Origin of the sequence: Bradyrhizobium sp. 26S5 (assembly GCF_036923295.1) — a bacterium.
In the GTDB taxonomy this organism is placed as follows: Bacteria; Pseudomonadota; Alphaproteobacteria; order Rhizobiales; family Xanthobacteraceae; genus Bradyrhizobium; species Bradyrhizobium septentrionale.
The window spans coordinates 245373-262691 of the sequence record NZ_CP145948.1; the positions used below are offsets into that span (position 1 = coordinate 245373).

The window sequence follows — 17319 nt, forward strand, 5'->3', positions numbered from 1 at the left end:
CCATGCTCCAACTCGCTTGGCTTCAAATCATGTAACACGGGCCTTTCCATTGATTGCGGATCAGGGTGCATGAGGACCTTCGCAAAACGCATGTACGACCAGCTTTGGACCCGCAAGACCCAGCTGGCGCTGGCGGTCCGGATCGCGTCCGCGGGCGTCGCGGCCTATACCATCGCGCTGGCGCTGAACCTGATGCTACCGCTATGGGCGGTGCTGACCTCGCTGATCGTCACGCAAATGAGCGTCGGCCGCTCGCTGAAGGCGACCCGCGACTACATGCTCGGCACCATCGGCGGCGCGATCTATGGCGGCGCGATCGCGGTTCTGATCCCACATTCCGGCGAGGGCAGCCTGCTGGCGCTCTTGGTGCTGGCGATCGTGCCGCTCGCCTTCATCGCCGCGCTCAATCCCAGCCTGAACTCGGCGACGGTGACGGCGGTGATCGTGCTGCTGCTGCCGACGATGCATCACTCCAACCCGCTGGATTCGGCGATCGACCGCGTCCTCGAGGTCACGGTCGGCGCGCTCACCGGGCTTGCGATCTCGTTCCTGGTGCTGCCGTCGCGCGCGGTCAGCCAGATCAGGGTCAATGCTTCAAAGCTGCTGGAACTGCTATCCGCGGCATTCGCCGAATTGCTCGCCGGCCTGACCCGCGGTCTCGACAACGACGCGCTGCACCGGATCCAGGACGGCATCGGCACCGCGATTACCAATTTGCATGCGACCGGCCTCGAGGCCGAGCGCGAGCGCTCCATGCATCTGTCGTCGGGGCCGGATACCGGGCCGCTGCTGCGCACGATCCAGCGGTTGCGGCATGATGTCGTGATGATCGGGCGGGCCTGTGTGGTGCCGCTGCCGGCCGATATCCAGGCCAGGCTGGCGCGGCCGCTCGCCGACGTCAGCAAGGCGATCGTCAGCTATATGGTGGCGGTCGCGACCGCCTTGCGTGCCGGCAGCGGCCCGGCCGACATGGCGCCGGTCGACGACGCGCTGCACGCCTACACCGAGGAGGTTGGCGCGGTCCGCAGGGATGGCCTGATCCGCGGCCTGCCGGTCGATGCCGCCGAACGCTTCTACGCGCTCGGCTTCTCGCTCGAGCAGATGCGGCAGAACCTCAACGATCTCAAGCGCTGTCACGGCAATTGGTGCACGAGCGAGGAAGCTTCCGAGAAGATCGTCGCTGATACACCGGAGAAGAGCGCGGCATGATCGCGGACTACGCTGTGCGGCGCGTCAGGCCCTTGCTCTCCATGCGCCAGATCAGGAGGTCGATACGGTCCTGACCGAAGAACGGTTCGTTCTCGAACACAAAGGTCGGCACGCCCCAATGGCCGGACGCGGCGTGCGCGTGCTCGTTGCCCTTGATGACCTCTTCATAGCGATCGGGATCGGCCACGATGGCCGCGTCCATCGCGGCGAGATCGAAGCCGGCAGCGGTCGCGGCCACTGCCAGATGATCGCCCTCGTTCCAGCCCTTCACCGAGCCGTCCCAAAGCACCCGGCTGATCGCGGCAGTGAAGGCAAGCGAGCGCCCCTCGAGCTGGGCTGCGGCGCCGAGCCGGGTCAGCCGATGGATGTAGGGCTGGTGTTCGGCGACGTCGAGCGTCGTCATGTCCTGCACGATCGGGTCCGGGCGCGGAAAGCGGAACGGGATGTTCTCGTGCTTGGCGACCCGGCTGGAATCGAGCACGACATAGCGGGCGAAGCGCGGATCGGTCTTCTTGAAGAAGCCGGGCACCCGCACCGCGAGCGGATAGACCGGCCGCAAATTCACCGCGACGTCATAGTCGGCGACCATCTGCAGCGTCTTCGGCAGCGCCAGATAGCTGTACGGGCTGCGGAACGAGAAGAACAGGTCGACCGACAGGGTCATGCGCTAGCCTCCGGCCTTGCGCAGCATCGCCGGCACGATCAGGCGATGGAACGGCAGGATCACCGCGAGATAGGCGCGCCCGATCCTGTTGTGGGTGAGCACCAGCGTGGTCGCGGTGATGCTGCGCGCGGGTCCTTCGGGCGCGACGTCGACGACGAGCCGGAAGTCGAGATGCTTGTCGTTGAAGCCCGCGACCAGCCGCTCCGGCGTTTCGCTGACCACCGGGAATATCCCGATCATGTCGCGCGCCACGCCGTCGGCTGCGCCCGAGGTCTTCAGGCCGAGCGGCGCGACCAGGAGATTGCGCAGAGCGATCAGCCACTCGATCCAGCGCGGCTGCCGCGCCACCATGGCCTCAGCGGCGTGCCGGGCATCGAGATCGCGATGCGTGGTCGCGATCCTGAACGCATCGATGAATTGCGCGCCGGCGAGCAGCGCGGCGGGATCCACGTTCGGCGTGACCTCGTCAACCTTCATCGGGCAACCTTCATCCAACCAGTCTGCGTGCCAGCAGGCGGAAACGCAAGATCAGGAGGGTCGCATAGACAGCAGTCCCGAGCGACAGCCCGATCCAGACGCCGGCGGCGTCGAGCTTCGCCCAGAAGGCAAGCGCGGAGGCCGATGCGAATCCCACCAGCCAATAGCTGATGACGGCGAACAGCAGCGGCACCTGGGTGTCGTTCATGCCGCGCAGCGCGCCGGCGGTGGTGGTCTGCACACCGTCGGCAATGAAGAAGGTGGCGCCGATCAGGAGCAGCGCCGCGGTGAGCTGCGCGGTGGCGTCGGAGGCCTCGCCGAGAAACAGCGCCGCGATCTCGAAGCGGGCCAGGATCACCGCGAGCGTCATGACGCTCATGAACACGCCGGCGAGCGCGACCGCGACAAAGCCGGCGCGTTGCACCGCCTCGGTGTCGCGGCGGCCGACGGCCTGGCCGACCCGCACCGTGGCGGCCATGCTGACGCCGAACGGCACCATGAACAGGATCGCCGCGATCTGCAGCGCGATCTGGTGTGCGGCCAGCGCCGTGGTGCTGATCAGCCCCATCAACAGGCCGGCCGCACCGAACAGGCCGTACTCCAGCAGGAAGGCGATCGAGATCGGCGCGCCGACCGCGACCAGCTTGCCCATCAACGGCCAGTCGATGCGCCAGACGCGGCTGAAGACGTGGTACCTGCGGAACGGGCGGCGGCGCGCCGCGAACCACACGCCGGCGAGGAAGGTGGCGAGATTGACGATCGTGGTCGCAAGTCCGGCGCCGAACATGCCGAGCTCGGGCATGCCCCATTTGCCGTAGAGCAACAGGTAGACCATCAGCGCGTTGGCCGGGATCGCGGCGAGCGTGATCCACAGCACCGGCTCGGGCCGGTTCACCGCGCTCATGAAGCCGCGGAGCGCGATGAACCACAGCGCCGGCAGGATGCCCCAGGCCAGCCCGAACAGATATTGCTGCGCCAGATGCGCGGTGGCCGGGCTCTGGCCGAGCGCGAGCAGGATGCGCTCGCCCTGGAACGGCAGCGCCATCAGCGGCAGCACCATGAAGAAGGCGGCCCACAGCCCGACCCGCAGCGCGCGCCGCATCACGCGTGGGTTGCGCGCGCCGAACGCCTGCGCCGCCAGCGGCGAGACCGCCGACATCATGCCCATGCCGATGGTGAAGCTGACGAAGTACACGGTGTGCGCCAGCGCCGCGGCGGCGACGTTCTCGCTGCCGAGCCGCCCGATGAAGGCGAGGTCGGTCGTCATCATCGCGATCTGCCCAAGCTGCGTCAGCGCAAGCGGCACCGCGAGCTTCAGCGTTTCCGCGAGCTCGGCCGTGAGCAGCTTGCGAGAGGGGACGACGGCCGCGCGCGACGCGGCCGGGTCGATCTTGTCGATGCAGGTCATGATGGCACGCCTAGCACGGCAAACCGGCCGGAAGGATGGCCAAGCTGCCCAAACGCGACGATCTCACGCAGAGGTCGTCGTGCCCTGAGTTGTTGTTGGAGCATGATCCGACCGGAAAACCGCTTTGCGCGTTTCCGGATCGTGCCCGGATCACGAGCGTGCCGGGATCCGCTTGATCCTGGCGCCGAGCGCGTTGAGCCGCTCCTCGATCCGCTCATAACCGCGCTCGATCTGGTCGGCGTTGTTGATGGTGGAGGTGCCCTCGGCACAAACCGCGGCAAGCAGCATCGCCATGCCGGCGCGGATGTCGGGCGAGCTCATCGGCGCGCCGCGCAGCCGGCTGGGGCCGGCGACGATCGCGCGATGCGGGTCGCACAATACGATGCGGCCGCCCATCGCGATCAGATTGTCGACGAAGAACATCCGCGACTCGAACATCTTCTCGTGCATCAGGATGACGCCGTCGCACTGCGTCGCGGTGACGATCGCGATCGACATCAGATCGGCCGGGAACGCCGGCCAGGGCTGGTCCTCGAGCTTCGGCACATGGCCGCCGAAATCATCTTGGATCTTCATGGTCTGGTTCGACGGCACGACGAGGTCGTCGCCCTCGACGCCGCAGACGATGCCGAGCCGCTCAAAGCCCATCCGGATCGAGCGCAGATGCTCGACACCGGCGCGCGCGATGCGCAGCGGCGAGCGGGTCACCGCGGCAAGCCCGATCAGCGAGCCGACCTCGATATGGTCGGGCTGGATCGCGTAGGTCGTGCCGCCGAGCGTCGCCGACCCGTGCACGGTGATGGTGTTGGTGCCGATGCCTTCGATCTTGGCGCCGAGCGCGACCAGGAAATTCGCGAGGTCCTGCACATGCGGCTCGGAGGCCGCGTTGCGCAGATAGGTGGTGCCGCGGGCGGCGACGGCGGCGACCAGCGCGTTCTCCGTCGCGGTGACGCTGGGCTCGTCGAGGAACACATCGGCGCCCTTCAGCCGCGAGGCGCGGAATTCGAGCCGGTGCGTCGCGGTCACGGTGGCACCGAGCTGCTCGAAGGCCAAAAAGTGCGTGTCGAGCCGGCGGCGGCCGATCACGTCGCCGCCGGGCGGCGGCAGTGCGACCTCACCGCAACGGGCGAGCAGCGGACCCGCGAGCAGGATCGAGGCGCGGATGCGCGCGCACAGCGCCGGGTCGAGATCGGCGGCGCGGATCTCCTTGGCGTGGATCTGCAGCGTGTTGCGCTCGGTCCATTCGGCGGCGGCGCCGACCGAACGGCACAGCTCGACCAGCGTTTCGGTATCGCGGATGCGCGGCACGTTGGTCAGCGTGACCGGGTGCTCGGTCAACAGCGCCGCGGCGATGATCGGCAGCGCGGAATTCTTGTTGCCCGACGGCTCAATGGTGCCCGAAAGGCGGCGGCCGCCTTCGACGATGTATTGGATCGGCGGCACGCGGAATGTCCCCTAACGCATCATGCAGACTTGGATTCGGACTCGGCCATTCAAAATTCCACAACGGAATCAATGGCAGTTCGGCACCGTAACACAGTTTCCGATGCAGCATCCACCCGAAAGGTAGCCGTGCGACAGTGCCGATCGCGCTGTCACGGATGCGTCATTTGGTCGGGGCGCAGGCCTTTAGATGTCGATGGTGGCGCTGAGCGAATTGTCCTGGATGAACTCGCGGCGCGGTTCGACCACGTCGCCCATCAGCTTGGTGAAGATATCGTCGGCCTCGTCGACTTCCTTGATCTTCACCTGCAGGAGCGAGCGCGCCTCCTTGTCCAGCGTGGTCTCCCAGAGCTGCTCTGGATTCATTTCGCCAAGGCCTTTGTAGCGCTGCAGCGAGACGCCTTTGCGGGCGGCATCGGTCACGGCCTCGAACAGGTCGATCGGGCCGTGGATGATTTGCTCGATATCCTTGCGCCGGAGCTTGCCCGCCCGCACGTAAATCTCTTGCAGCCTGGTCGCATATTCGTCGAGCTTGCGTGCATCCGCCGAGCCGAGAAAGGCGTCGTCGATCACGGCCACTTCCTTGACGCCGCGCACGGTGCGCTCGAACTGGAAGCCCTGGCCTTCGGTGAAGGTGCCGACCCAGCCGCGCTCCACTTCGTCGGCAACTGCGTCGAGCCGCTTGGCGATGTAATCAGCCGCGGAGTTGGCGGTCTCGATATCGCCGGTGATCCTGGGGGTCAGCACGCCCGCGATCGCGGCCTGCTCGATCACCGCGCGATTGTAGCGGCTGTGCAGGTTGCGCAGCACCGAGCGGATCACCCTTGCGTCCTCGACCAGCGACCGCAGGTCGCGGCCCGAGCGGTCGTCGCCGGAGGCCGGCTTGAAGACGCATTCGTCGAGCCCGGTCGCGATCAGATAATCCTCCAGCGCGCGCTCGTCCTTCAGATATTGCTCGGACTTGCCGCGCGAGACCTTATAGAGCGGCGGCTGGGCGATATAGAGATAGCCGCCATCGATGATCGAGCGCATCTGGCGATAGAAGAAAGTCAGCAGCAGCGTGCGGATATGGGCGCCGTCGACGTCGGCGTCGGTCATCACGATGATCTTGTGATAGCGCAGCTTGTCGACCGAGAAATCGTCGCTGATGCCGGTGCCGAGCGCGGTGATCAGCGTGCCGATCTGCTCGGACGACAGCATCTTGTCGGGACGCACGCGCTCGACATTGAGGATCTTGCCGCGCAGCGGCAGCACCGCCTGGAATTCGCGGTTGCGGCCCTGCTTGGCGCTGCCGCCTGCCGAGTCACCCTCGACGATGAACAGTTCGGATTTGGCCGGATCCTTCTCCTGGCAGTCGGCGAGCTTGCCGGGCAGCGAGGAGACGCTGAGCGGGCTCTTGCGCGTCAGCTCGCGGGCTTTTCGCGCAGCCTCGCGGGCCGCGGCGGCCTGGATCACCTTGCCGACGATTTCCTTGGCTTCCTTCGGATTCTCCTCGAACCAGGCGGCAAGCGCCTCGTTCAGGACGTTCTCGACCACCGGTCGAACCTCCGAGGACACCAGCTTGTCCTTGGTCTGCGACGAGAATTTCGGATCGGGCACCTTCACCGACAGCACCGCGGTGAGGCCTTCGCGGCAATCGTCGCCGGTCAGCGCAATCTTTTCCTTCTTCGCATTGGCCTCGGCATAGCCGTTGACCTGGCGCGTCAGCGCGCCGCGGAAGCCGGCCAGATGGGTGCCGCCGTCGCGCTGCGGGATGTTGTTGGTGAAGCACAGCACGTTCTCGTGGTAGCTGTCGTTCCACCACAGCGCGGCTTCGACGCCGATGCCGTTGGCTTCCGAGCGCACCATGATCGGCGCCGGCACGATCGCCTTCTTGTTGCGATCGAGATATTTGACGAATTCCTCGACGCCGCCGGAATAGTGCATCTCCTCGCGCTTCTCGACGGCGTGACGCATGTCGGAGAGCACGATGTTGACGCCGGAATTGAGGAAGGCGAGCTCGCGCAGCCGGTGCTCGAGCGTCGCGAAATCATATTCGATGTTCTTGAAGGTCTCGGGGGAGGCGAGGAAAGTGACCTCGGTGCCGCGCTTGCCCGGGGCATCGCCGACCACCTTGAGCGGCGCCACGGCATCACCGTGCGCGAATTCGATGTAGTGCTCCTTGTCGTCGCGCCAGATCCGCAAGCCCAGCTTGCTGGAGAGCGCGTTGACGACGGAGACGCCGACGCCGTGCAGGCCGCCGGACACCTTGTAGGAATTCTGGTCGAATTTTCCGCCGGCATGGAGCTGGGTCATGATGACCTCGGCCGCCGAGACGCCTTCGCCCTTGTGGATGTCGACCGGAATGCCGCGGCCGTCGTCGTATACGGTGACGGAATTGTCGGCGTTGAGAGTGACCAGGACGCGGCTGGCATGGCCCGCGAGTGCTTCGTCGATCGCGTTGTCGACGACCTCGTAGACCATGTGGTGCAGGCCGGACCCGTCGTCGGTATCGCCGATATACATGCCGGGCCGCTTGCGGACGGCGTCGAGGCCCTTCAGCACCCGGATCGATTCCGCGCCGTATTCGGCCGGAATGGGATGCTCAGATTCGGCAGGGGTCTGCCGGGCAGGTTCTGTCATGTGAGGCCTTCGAGGATGTCCCGAATCAGCGGCGCAATATGGGGCGCTGATCCTGCTATTTGTGCCATGAAAGAGGAGTTGCGCCTAGCGCAAAGTCTCTGTCCACAAACTATTGAATAGATAGGATTTTTTAGGCCTTTTTCAAGGTCTTCAAAGGCCGATTCCGGAGGCTCTGAAAAGCCCGATTCGGCGGCAGATTCGGACCCTTCATGGAGGCTGATTCGACGCCTCAGCCGCGCGGTGTGGCGCGGCCGGATTCGACGTCGAAAATCTCCCCTCGGGGGCCGATGTCGGTGAAGGCGGCCGGATCCGCGCCGGTCATCCAGACCTGCGCGCCAAGCTTGGCGAGCTCGTCGAATAACGCCTTGCGCCTGTTGGGATCGAGATGGGCGACGACCTCGTCGAGCAAGAGCAACGGCACGATGCCGGTCATCTCCGCGACCATCGTGGCATGCGCCAGCACCAGCCCGATCAGCAGCGCCTTCTGCTCGCCGGTCGAGGCATCGCGGGCCGGCATGTTCTTCGGCGCGTAGACCACCTGCAGATCGGTCAGATGCGGGCCGTCGAGCGTGCGTCCGGCGGCGGCGTCGCGCGACCGGCTGGCGCGCAGGATCTCGCGGTAGCGGTCCTCGACCGCTGTTGCAGGCTCCTGCAGCAGCGCATTCTCCATCCAGCCGTCGAGCATGATTTCGGCGGACGGGAAGGCCGAGGCTGCGCCGCGCTCGCGCAGCATCACAGCGAGCTTGGCGGCGGTCTGGCCGCGCGATGCGGCGACCGCGACCGCAAGCTCCGCGGTCTCGCGCTCGATCGCGTCACACCAATGGTCGTCGTAGTTGCGCACCTCGAGCAGCCGGTTGCGCGAGCGCAGCGAGCGCTCCAGCGCCGAGACGCGGCTGGAATGCTCGGAATCGATCGCCAGCACCAGGCGGTCGAAGAAGCGCCGCCGCTCGGACGCGGCGCCCATGAACAGGCCGTCCATCGCGGGCGTCAGCCACACCATGCGCAGATGATCGCCGAACGCGGTTGCGGAACCCACCGGTTCGCGATCGATCCGGCAGCGCCGTGTGTTGCTCGCCTCGGCGGTCGGCGGATCGATGCCGGTGCCGAGCGTGGCGAGGCCCAGTGCGCCCTCGACCTCGGCCGAGACCGCCCAGGAGCCGTCGCCCTGATTGTCGGCGATGTCCTCCAGCGTCGCGCGGCGCAGCCCGCGGCCCGGTGACAGGAACGAGATCGCCTCCATGCAATTGGTCTTGCCGGCGCCGTTCGGGCCGACCAGCACCACCATGTCGCCCGCGACCTGCAGCGTCGCCGTCCCGTAATTGCGGAAATGCGTCAGCGACAGGCGATGAATGCGGGACGGGGTCATCTATCTTCCTTCCCCTCTCCCCCTGTGGGAGAGGGTGGCGCCTCACGAAGTGAGGCGACGGGTGAGGGGTATCTCACAGCTCGGCAAGCTTGGCGACAATGTCTTCCAGCACTGCCCCGGGCGCCCGCAATACGTCATTGTTCCAGTAGCGCAAGACCTGAAAGCCTTCCGCCGCGAGGGCGTCAGTCCTGGATGCATCTCGTTGCGACGAAGCGTGCTGACCTCCGTCGATTTCGATGATGACGCGCTTTTCGAAGCACGCGAAGTCGAGAATGTAGTTCTGAAAGGGTACCTGTCTTCGAAACTTCAGGTGCGAGAGCCGGCGATCGCGCAGCAGGCGCCACATCTTGGCCTCTGCGTCGGTCGGCTCACGACGCATCCTCCTTGCGAAACTGCGGAGGCGTTCATCGGTCGGGCGATGGTGCGGCGTTCGCGGCACCAACCCCTCACCCGGCGCCTTCGGCGCCACCCTCTTCCACAAGGGGAGAGGGTGCAGTTGTCCGCGTGGTGAGCAAAATCACACCCGCATCGGCATCAGCACGTAGAGTGCGCCCTTGCTGTCCTTGTCCTGCACCAGGGTCGGCGAGCCGGGATCGGCGAGCTTGAGCACCGCGACTTCGCCCTCGATCTGGGCCGCGATGTCGAGCAGGTAGCGCGAGTTGAAGCCGATATCGAGCGCGTCGGAGGCGTATTCGACCTCGAGCTCCTCGGTGGCGCTGCCGGAATCCGGATTGGTCACCGAGAGCACCAGCTTGCCGGCGGACAAAGCGAGCTTCACGGCGCGGCCGCGTTCGCTGGAAATGGTCGAGACGCGGTCGACCGCGGCCTCGAAATCCTTCTTGTCGACGACCAGTTCCTTGTCGTTGTTCTGCGGAATGACGCGGCCATAGTCCGGGAAGGTGCCGTCGATCAGCTTCGAGGTCAGCACCACATTGCCGAGCGTGAAGCGGATCTTACCGTCCGACAGCTCGATCGAGATCTCGGCGTCGTCGCCCTCGATCAGCCGCTGCACCTCGCCGACCGTCTTGCGCGGAACGATCACGCCCGGCATGCCGGTCGCGCCATTGGGCAGCGCGAGGTCGATCTGGGCCAGGCGATGCCCGTCGGTCGCAACCCCGCGCAGCGTCGCCGCCTTGGCGCTGCCGGCCGCGTGCAGATAGATGCCGTTGAGGTAGTAGCGGGTCTCTTCGGTCGAGATCGCAAACTGCGTGCGGTCGATCAGGCGCTTGATGTCGGAGGCCGGCAGCGAGAACGAGTGCGTCATGTCGCCGGCGGCAAGGCCGGGGAAGTCGCTCTCGGGCAGCGTCTGCAGCGTGAAGCGCGAGCGCCCGGCCTTCACCGCGAGCACCGAGCGGTCGCCGTCGGCTTCCAGCACGATCTGCGAGCCGTCGGGCAGTTTGCGCACGATGTCGTAGAACATGTGCGCCGGCACCGTGGTCGAGCCCGCGGTTCCAGTCTCGGCGGCCAGCGTTTCCGTTACCTCGAGGTCGAGGTCGGTCGCCTTCAGCGACAATTTGGCGCCCTCGGCGCGGATCAACACGTTGCCGAGGATCGGGATGGTGTTGCGGCGCTCGACCACGCGGTGAACGTGACCCAGCGATTTCAGCAGTTGCGCGCGCTCGACGGTGACCTTCATTGCAATACCCGCCAGATCCCTCAGATGGAAAAGCCGGGCGGCCGTTCAGGGCAGCACCGCGGCGTTGGAAACCCGAAAAGCCCGATCAATACCGGATTTGATCAAACCCACGGGGGGACCGCAAGGTGGCGCGGATGGGCGGCCGGTGCAAGGGAAACGGGCGCCAAACGGGCCCCGTTCCCCACGTTTTGGGCCGGAAAAAAGTTTAGCCCTCCCCCTTGAAAAGGAGAGGGCTATGGAACGAACCAGAGCCTTCTCCGTTCCGATTAATCGGAACGCGGCTCTTGATTCTGGTTTTGACGCGTTTTCTTGACGCGAACCGGTACCCACTTCGCTCGAAAACGCTTCAGCCTGACGCGACGGCCTTATTCCTGCAGCTGCCGCTTCAGCGATTCGACTTCCTCCGACAGCGTCGTGTCCTTGGCGACCAGTGCCTCAATCTTGCGCACGGCGTGTAGCACCGTGGTGTGGTCGCGGCCGCCGAAGCGCCGGCCGATCTCCGGCAGCGAACGCAACGTCAGCGTCTTCGCCAGATACATCGCAACCTGACGCGGGCGCACTACATTGGCGGTACGGCGGGACGACAAGAGGTCGGAGCGGCTGACATTGTACTGCCGGGCGACCACGCGCTGGATGTCCTCGATCTTGATCCGCTTCGGCTCCTGCGGGCGGATCAGATCGCGCACCTCGCGCTCGGCCATCTCAAGCGTCACCGGCTGGTTGTTGAGCTTGGAGTGCGCCAGCAGGCGGTTGATCGCGCCTTCGAGGTCGCGGCCATTATGGGTGATGGTGCGCGCCAGATAGTCCAGCACTTCCTCCGGCACCTCGAAGCTTGCGTGGTGGACGCGGGCCGCGGCGACGCGCGACTTGAGGATGCCGAGCCGCAGTTCCTCGCCGAGCGAAGCCATCTCGACCACCAGACCACCGGCGAGCCGCGAGCGCACGCGGTCGTCGAGGCTTTCCAGATCCGACGGCGGACGGTCGGCCGCGATCACGACCTGGCGGCCGGCATCGATCAGCGCGTTCAGCGTGTGGCAGAACTCGGCCTGCGTCGATTTGCCCTGCAGGAACTGCAGATCGTCGATGACAAGCACGTCGATGCCGCGCAGCGCTTCCTTGAACGCCAGCGCCGTCTGCGTCTTCAGCGCCGCGACGAAGCCGTACATGAACTTCTCGGCGGTGAGATACAGCACCTTGCGCTCGCCGCCGGAATTGCCGGCCCAGGTCACCGCCTGCAGCAGATGCGTCTTGCCGAGGCCGACGCCGGCATGGATGTAGAGCGGGTTGAACATCACCGGATCGCCGCGGCGTCCTTCCGCGACCTGGCGCGCCGCCGCGTGGGCCAGCGTGTTGGACCGGCCGACGACGAAGCTTGCAAAGGTCAGGCGCGGATCGAGCGGCGAGCCGCCGAGCGCGTCATGGCTAGCGGACACCGGCGCGGTCGCGAACGAGCGCAGTTCAGGCGCCGGACGGCCATCGGTGCGTTCGACACGGCGCGCTTCGACGGGCGCAACCGGCTCCTTCGCCGGGGCCATCGCACGGATCGCGGAGCGCACGGTGAGGTCGATCTTGTGCACTTCCGGCATCTCGGCCTGCCAGCACGAGAGCACGCGATCGGCGTAATGCGCCTGGATCCAGCTCTTGAGGAACCGGGTCGGAACCGACAGGTGCACGCTCTCGTCGTGCACGCTCTCCAGATCCATCCGTGCGAACCAGCTCGTGTAAACGTCCTCGCCAACGCTCGTCCGCAGACGTCCCTTCACCCGCGACCAGCGATCCTGTTCCGTATTCGTCATAGCCTTCGTACTTCCAAGTCTGAGAGAAAATTGTTGCGAAAACGCCGTGCAGGTTTCCTGCAACGACGCGACCTCCAGCGGGCGCGGTCTGCTCCGGACAAAGCTCTCCCGTGTGGCGACCATGCGCCACCGGACAGATCAGCTGTTTGGAGAAGATGCGTCCCGCGAGGTCAGCGCGTACTCGACGGTCTCTTGGGGTGAGAGCTGGCGTCCGAGGGGTTGATTACGGCACCACTGGAGATCTGCGCTTCGGCTGTCGTTGGTTCGACTGCAGTGATGATACCGTAAGGCATAAGTCCTCCCCCTCCTGCCGCGACGTATCGCGGCAAGTTGTCAGCTTGCTAGTGTCTTAGTTTCGAACTGCCGCTACCGAACACTAAAAATGCCCGGCGCTTCGCCGCCGCGTGTCGCCGTCAATCCGTTCACTTGCTTCGCGTTCCCGCTGCCGGATTCCGACGACTGTCCTGGTCTCTCTTGTTCGATCCCCCAAATTGCCGGGGACATCGCGGGAGAAATTTTGACACAGGCCAACCGTCCTCATATTGCTATGAGTTGTCAATCTAGCTTCGCTTGGAAAGCGTCGCTAACGCGCACACCGCCGCCGATTTGCACGTCCGCCCTTGGGTCTCAAACCGCGCTGATCTGGAGAGCCGTGGGCGTCGCGAACAACAAATAAATACACCAAGCGCATTTTCTGACAATCCGTGGATTCGACGGGGATCGTGACTCTTCGCGACTGTTGAGGCGTTGCGGATGCAGAGTTGCGAAAGCAAGGTTTTGAATCAGCGTACAGAATCGCGCGCGTCACAAATGACGGTGCAATACCAAAAATTTTTCATAGAAAATTTACATTTGGTCTCGCACCGGTCATTTTTCCAATCGCTGCTCAGCGCTATGTGCATAAGTAACTCGCGAGACGTCATTTTTCTCGATTACTTTTGCAGGGTAACCCCGCTCGCATTTTCAACGCGCGATGCTGCGCGCTATTCCATTTATCGCGCTTAGCGTCGAACAATCTGCGCGAGTGCGATGCGTTAAGCATACCGAGCCGGTAGAACTACGGACACGACGAAACATGACACGCAGTTCGTTGCGCAGCAATGCGCATTGTTCTCGCGCTATGAAACTTCCACGACAAAAGTCGAGACAAAAACAAAAAGCCCGGCGTGAGCCGGGCTTCGTGACAAATGTGTTCTTCAGTCAGCTTGCTTCGTCAGCTCGCTGGTCGTCTCACTCGTCAGCTCACTTGGCGAGCTTGGCGATGCTCTGCGTGAGACGCGACACCTTACGGCTCGCGAGGTTCTTGTGAATGATGTTGCGCTGCGCTGCCTTCATCAGTTCGGGCTCGGCCTTGCTCATCGCCTTCAGTGCCGCCTCGCGGTCGCCGCTCTTGATCGCTTCCTCGACGGTGCGCACCGCGCCACGCATCTGCGTGCGACGCGACTTGTTGATGATGGTGCGGCGGGCAATCTTGCGGGTCGCCTTCTTGGCGGAAGTGGTGTTGGCCATGGTTCTCTAACTGTCCTTCGGCGGTGATCGCTCGTGGTCGGGCTTGCGCGCACCGGCCGGTTCAAATCTCAACTCTGATGTATTTGTCCAAGGTGTCCTTGAGGCGGCCATGCCAAGGCGCATAATGCTGCCCCCGCATGCGGCACTGTCCAAAGAACAGCGGCGGCAGGATTGCGCCCGCCGCCATCGGCCGGTCTTATAGATGGCGCAGGCTCAAGCGTCAACGCTTTCGGAGCCCAAAAAGGGCCGGAAATCGGGCCTGCGGGGGGCGGATAAGCCGCTGAAGAGGTTGAATTTCCGGGGAGCGCCCGGTAAGGCCTGACGGCGCGCCGGGCGCGACAGGGAGTTAGGGTGACGCATGATCCGCGGTTTTTTCCGTCTGATCGGCCTATTGCTGCTGGCTGGCAGCTTCATCTTCATGGTCTATGACGGGGCGCGCTACGTCGCCGACCAGAGCCTGCGGTTCACCCAGTTCGGCCAGTTCTGGAACGATATCCATCAGTCGAGCCAGCAGGCGTTTCATGCCTGGGTGGATCGCTTCGGACCCTGGATCTGGAACGACGTGATCCGCCTGCTTCTGGAGCAGCCAGTGTTCGCGGTGCTCGGCATTGCCGGCATCCTGCTGATGATCCTGTTCCGGCCGCGCAAGCCCTTGATCGGCTACGCGCGGGACTGACTGGGCTGTAGCCCCCTCTTGGCCGCAGCCCTCAGTAACGGGGCTGCCATCATCTGCGTAAGGACATATATAGGTGACAGCCGGCCCGCAGGCCGTTGCCGCGTCGGCCGATGTCCCGCCCGGAGGTATCCATGTTGTTCATGCGCAAGACCACCGCGTTGCCGAGCGCCACCGAGGCGCTGCCGGGCCGCGCGACGCCGATCCCGACCGCGACCACCCATTTCGTCAATGGCAGCAAGTTGACGCCGCCCTATCCGCAAGGCCTCGAACAGGCGGTGTTCGGGCTCGGCTGCTTCTGGGGCGCGGAGCGCAAGTTCTGGGAACTCGGCGACGGCATCTACACCACCGCGGTCGGCTATGCCGGCGGTCACACGCCGAACCCGACCTATGAGGAGGTGTGCTCGGGGCGCACCGGCCACACCGAAGGGGTGCTGGTGGTGTTCGACCCGAACAAGATCTCCTACGCGAAGCTCTTGAAGACGTTCTGGGAGAACCACAACCCGACGCAGGGCATGCGCCAGGGCAACGACATCGGCACGCAGTATCGCTCCGCGATCTACACGTTCAGCGACGCGCAGCGCAAAGCGGCTGACGAGTCGCAGGCGATGTATCAGAAGGCGCTTGCCGCCAAGGGCCTCGGCGCGATCACCACCGAAATCGCGCCATCAGGCGAATTCTACTTCGCCGAGGACTATCACCAGCAGTATCTCGCCAAGAATCCGGCGGGCTATTGCGGGCTCGGCGGCACCGGCGTGTCCTGCCCGATCGGCGTCGGCGTCAGCGCCGCCTGAGCGCGGTCCTGATGCTGCAAATCGATGGGAGGCCGGGTTTTCCGGCTTCCCGTTCGATCCTCGAAAACCCTTTATTAACCATAAGTGGTGCAAGACTAGGCTTGTCTCGCCGTTGAGGGATAAGTCCGGTGCCGGTTGCACGCGCGTTACGATTGCCGATCACTGCCGTTATGGCTGCGCTCGCGTTGTCCGGCTGCATGAGCACGTCCGGACCGGTTGCGGTCGGCCCGCAAGGTGTCGATGCCGTCAGCTACGGCCCGGCCCACGCACCCGCTCCGGTTGCCGATGCTGGCGGCGGCGGGGCGATCAGCGCATTGCGCTCGGCCTTCGCCAGCGCTCCCCCCGCTTATGGATATGCCGCGCCGGTCGCCGCCCCGATCGTCTTGGCCGCCGCACCGGGTGAGCCCGCCGGTTACGACAATGGCTATCATCTCGGCCCGGGCGACAAGCTCCGCGTCGTGGTCTATGGCCAGGAAGGCCTGACCAACTCCTATGCGATCGGCGCCGCGGGCGCGATCACCATGCCGCTGATCGGCTCGGTGCCGGCGCGCGGCCGCACGCCCGCCGGTCTCGCCGGTGAGATCTCGGCGCGGTTGCGCAACGGCTTCATCCGCGAGCCGTCGGTGGCGGTCGAGATCGAGTCCTATCGGCCGTTCTTCATCCTCGGCGAAGTCGCAGCGCCCGGCCAGTATCCCTATGTGCCGAACATGACCGTCGAAAGCGCGGTCGCGATTGCCGGCGGCTTCTCGCCGCGCGCCCGCCGCGACAGCGTGACGCTGACGCATACGGATGCGTCCGGCTCCGGCCGCTTCGTGGTGCCGCTGGGCACGCCGATGGGCCCGGGCGACACGGTGTTCGTCGGCGAACGCTGGTTCTGACGAAAGGACAACGTCCTTCGTCATTCCGGGGCGATGCGCAGCATCGAACCCGGAATCTCAAGATTCCGGGCTCGCACTTCGCGCGCCCCGGAATGACGGGGCGGAAAGAGCTGCGGCCTATTTCCGCAAATGCTTCGCGAAAAATTCCATGCTGCGCGGCCAGGCGATGTCGGCGCTCGCCTTGTCGTAGCTCGCGCGTTCGTCGCAATGGAAGCCGTGCTGCGCGCCCGGATAGATGAAGATTTCGACCTCGGGGCGCTTCGACTTGATGGTCTCGACATCGCTCAAGGGAATGCCGGCATCCTTCTCGCCGAAATGCAGCTGCGTCGGCACGGTCGGCTTGTCGTCGGCGAAGCGCACGACCGCGCCGCCGTAATAGCCGATCGCGGCCGAGAGGCCGGTCAGCTTGGTGGCGGCGGCATAGGCGATGCTGCCGCCGAGGCAGAAGCCGATGATGCCGACCGGTCCGACCGGTTTCACCGCATCGATCGCCGCCTGGCTGTCGCGCAGCATCGCGGCAAAGTCCGGGTTGGCGACGAATTTGCGCGCTTCGGCGACCTCATCGGCGGAATATCCGCTCTGGAAGTTCGGCGTGATGCGGTCGAAGATCGACGGCGCGACCGCGACATAGCCTTCCTTCGCCAGCCGGTCGCAGACCGAGCGGATGTGGTGATTGACGCCAAAAATCTCCTGGATCACGACGATCGCGCCTGTCGGCGCGCCGGCCGGATCGGCGCGATAGGCGCCGAGTTCAAATCCGTCTGACGCTTTCAGTTTGATATCTTGTCCCATGGTCCATCCTTGTCATGTTGGGGGTTGCATGAAGGTCTTGGTGACGCGTTCG

At 65.0% G+C, this 17319-nt stretch carries 15 protein-coding genes; 4 read left to right on the top strand and 11 right to left on the bottom strand.

From position 1 onward, the window contains the following. The first annotated feature begins 69 nt into the window (after positions 1-69). On the top strand, positions 70-1209 hold the full coding sequence (locus tag V5279_RS01135; protein ID WP_165126966.1) for an FUSC family protein: 1140 nt from the start codon (positions 70-72) through the stop codon (positions 1207-1209). A gap of 7 nt (positions 1210-1216) precedes the next feature. Here V5279_RS01135 and V5279_RS01140 read toward each other — a convergent pair whose 3' ends face one another. The 10 genes from V5279_RS01140 to rpsT all read right to left on the bottom strand — a co-directional run bounded on the left by V5279_RS01140 (position 1217) and on the right by rpsT (position 14130). Beyond that, complete coding sequence (locus V5279_RS01140) at positions 1217-1873, bottom strand: 2-hydroxychromene-2-carboxylate isomerase (protein ID WP_338694353.1); 657 nt, start codon at positions 1871-1873, stop codon at positions 1217-1219. 3 nt (positions 1874-1876) lie between these two features. Next, positions 1877-2350, bottom strand: a complete 474-nt coding sequence (locus V5279_RS01145) for a DUF2867 domain-containing protein (protein ID WP_338694355.1) — start codon at positions 2348-2350, stop codon at positions 1877-1879. 10 nt (positions 2351-2360) lie between these two features. Then, complete coding sequence (locus V5279_RS01150; RefSeq protein ID WP_338694357.1) at positions 2361-3758, bottom strand: MATE family efflux transporter; 1398 nt, start codon at positions 3756-3758, stop codon at positions 2361-2363. A gap of 150 nt (positions 3759-3908) precedes the next feature. Next, positions 3909-5201, bottom strand: coding sequence for a UDP-N-acetylglucosamine 1-carboxyvinyltransferase (murA, locus tag V5279_RS01155; RefSeq protein ID WP_166300917.1), 1293 nt, complete (start codon positions 5199-5201; stop codon positions 3909-3911). 186 nt (positions 5202-5387) lie between these two features. Continuing rightward, complete coding sequence (gene gyrB / locus V5279_RS01160) at positions 5388-7823, bottom strand: DNA topoisomerase (ATP-hydrolyzing) subunit B (RefSeq protein WP_166300920.1); 2436 nt, start codon at positions 7821-7823, stop codon at positions 5388-5390. Between the two features lie 229 nt (positions 7824-8052). Further along, entirely contained in the window at positions 8053-9189 is a 1137-nt protein-coding gene (recF, locus tag V5279_RS01165; protein ID WP_338694363.1) for a DNA replication/repair protein RecF, read from the bottom strand. A gap of 73 nt (positions 9190-9262) precedes the next feature. Then, positions 9263-9628 carry an endonuclease domain-containing protein gene (locus V5279_RS01170; RefSeq protein ID WP_338701774.1) on the bottom strand — a complete coding sequence of 122 codons (366 nt, stop codon included), beginning with the start codon at positions 9626-9628 and terminating at the stop codon, positions 9263-9265. A 78-nt stretch (positions 9629-9706) separates the two neighbouring features. Then, a complete protein-coding gene (gene dnaN, locus V5279_RS01175; RefSeq protein WP_338694365.1) occupies positions 9707-10825 on the bottom strand; it encodes a DNA polymerase III subunit beta in 1119 nt (372 codons plus the stop codon). Positions 10826-11190: 365 nt separating this feature from the next. After that, on the bottom strand, positions 11191-12621 hold the full coding sequence (gene dnaA / locus V5279_RS01180) for a chromosomal replication initiator protein DnaA (RefSeq protein ID WP_029079416.1): 1431 nt from the start codon (positions 12619-12621) through the stop codon (positions 11191-11193). A 1242-nt stretch (positions 12622-13863) separates the two neighbouring features. Next, entirely contained in the window at positions 13864-14130 is a 267-nt protein-coding gene (gene rpsT / locus V5279_RS01185; RefSeq protein ID WP_229183203.1) for a 30S ribosomal protein S20, read from the bottom strand. Between the two features lie 358 nt (positions 14131-14488). Here rpsT and V5279_RS01190 point away from each other — a divergent pair, with 358 nt between their 5' ends. From V5279_RS01190 to V5279_RS01200, 3 genes are all read left to right on the top strand, one after another. After that, complete coding sequence (locus V5279_RS01190; RefSeq protein ID WP_029079418.1) at positions 14489-14806, top strand: hypothetical protein; 318 nt, start codon at positions 14489-14491, stop codon at positions 14804-14806. Positions 14807-14937: 131 nt separating this feature from the next. Next, positions 14938-15597, top strand: a complete 660-nt coding sequence (gene msrA / locus V5279_RS01195; protein WP_338694372.1) for a peptide-methionine (S)-S-oxide reductase MsrA — start codon at positions 14938-14940, stop codon at positions 15595-15597. Between the two features lie 128 nt (positions 15598-15725). Then, positions 15726-16475 carry a polysaccharide biosynthesis/export family protein gene (locus V5279_RS01200; RefSeq protein ID WP_166212553.1) on the top strand — a complete coding sequence of 250 codons (750 nt, stop codon included), beginning with the start codon at positions 15726-15728 and terminating at the stop codon, positions 16473-16475. A 117-nt stretch (positions 16476-16592) separates the two neighbouring features. Here V5279_RS01200 and V5279_RS01205 read toward each other — a convergent pair whose 3' ends face one another. Beyond that, complete coding sequence (locus V5279_RS01205) at positions 16593-17267, bottom strand: dienelactone hydrolase family protein (protein WP_338694374.1); 675 nt, start codon at positions 17265-17267, stop codon at positions 16593-16595. Positions 17268-17319 lie beyond the last annotated feature (52 nt).

Coding starts and splice junctions, on each gene's coding strand:
- V5279_RS01135 (WP_165126966.1), top strand. CDS start 70: ATGAGGACCTTCGCAAAACGCATGTACGACCAGCTTTGGACCCGCAAG.
- V5279_RS01140 (WP_338694353.1), bottom strand. CDS start 1,873: ATGACCCTGTCGGTCGACCTGTTCTTCTCGTTCCGCAGCCCGTACAGC.
- V5279_RS01145 (WP_338694355.1), bottom strand. CDS start 2,350: ATGAAGGTTGACGAGGTCACGCCGAACGTGGATCCCGCCGCGCTGCTC.
- V5279_RS01150 (WP_338694357.1), bottom strand. CDS start 3,758: ATGACCTGCATCGACAAGATCGACCCGGCCGCGTCGCGCGCGGCCGTC.
- gyrB (WP_166300920.1), bottom strand. CDS start 7,823: ATGACAGAACCTGCCCGGCAGACCCCTGCCGAATCTGAGCATCCCATT.
- recF (WP_338694363.1), bottom strand. CDS start 9,189: ATGACCCCGTCCCGCATTCATCGCCTGTCGCTGACGCATTTCCGCAAT.
- dnaN (WP_338694365.1), bottom strand. CDS start 10,825: ATGAAGGTCACCGTCGAGCGCGCGCAACTGCTGAAATCGCTGGGTCAC.
- dnaA (WP_029079416.1), bottom strand. CDS start 12,621: ATGACGAATACGGAACAGGATCGCTGGTCGCGGGTGAAGGGACGTCTG.
- rpsT (WP_229183203.1), bottom strand. CDS start 14,130: ATGGCCAACACCACTTCCGCCAAGAAGGCGACCCGCAAGATTGCCCGC.
- V5279_RS01190 (WP_029079418.1), top strand. CDS start 14,489: ATGATCCGCGGTTTTTTCCGTCTGATCGGCCTATTGCTGCTGGCTGGC.
- msrA (WP_338694372.1), top strand. CDS start 14,938: ATGTTGTTCATGCGCAAGACCACCGCGTTGCCGAGCGCCACCGAGGCG.
- V5279_RS01205 (WP_338694374.1), bottom strand. CDS start 17,267: ATGGGACAAGATATCAAACTGAAAGCGTCAGACGGATTTGAACTCGGC.